The organism is Streptomyces sp. YS-3 (genome assembly GCF_045257485.1).
Taxonomy (GTDB): Bacteria; Actinomycetota; Actinomycetes; order Streptomycetales; family Streptomycetaceae; genus Streptomyces.
This window is the reverse complement of the sequence record NZ_JBJHPC010001210.1, coordinates 1-553: the sequence shown is the minus strand read 5'-3', so window position 1 is coordinate 553 and position 553 is coordinate 1. Positions and strand designations below refer to the sequence as shown.

Genomic DNA, 553 nt, shown 5'->3' with positions numbered 1-553 from the left:
GTGCTGCGCACGGCGGGCACGATGGTGCTGGGCTCGGCGATCATCTACGCGGTGGGCGTGCCGTACCTGGCGGCCTCGGCCGACGTGTCCCTGACGCGCGCGGTGGCGCTCGGCCTGACGCCGTTCCTGCTCGGGGACGCGCTGAAGGCGGCGCTGGCCATGGGGGCGCTGCCGACGGCGTGGAAGTTCGTGGGCCGCAAGTAGCCGGTACCACCGAATCCGGTACGACCGAATCCCGTACGACACAGAGGGGCCCGGCCGCGCGACGAGCGCGACCGGGCCCCCCTCCGTACGTGACCGCTCGGTGCTGCGCACGGCGGGCACGATGGTGCTGGGCTCGGCGATCATCTACGCGGTGGGCGTGCCGTACCTGGCGGCCTCGGCCGACGTGTCCCTGACGCGCGCGGTGGCGCTCGGCCTGACGCCGTTCCTGCTCGGGGACGCGCTGAAGGCGCGCTGAAGGCGGCGCTGGCCATGGGGGCGCTGCCGACGGCGTGGAAGTTCGTGGGCCGCAAGTAGCCGGTACCACCGAATCCGGTACGACCGAATCCCG

1 protein-coding gene and 1 pseudogene are annotated in these 553 nt (G+C 73.2%); both read left to right on the top strand.

Annotation, left to right across the window (positions count from 1 at the left end; genetic code table 11):
* Window positions 1-204: biotin transporter BioY (locus ACJA3G_RS38345; RefSeq protein ID WP_406557590.1), on the top strand; the 204-nt coding region annotated here is incomplete at its 5' end.
* A gap of 91 nt (window positions 205-295) precedes the next feature.
* Window positions 296-519 (top strand): annotated as a pseudogene (locus tag ACJA3G_RS38340) (biotin transporter BioY); the annotation flags it as partial.
* Window positions 520-553 lie beyond the last annotated feature (34 nt).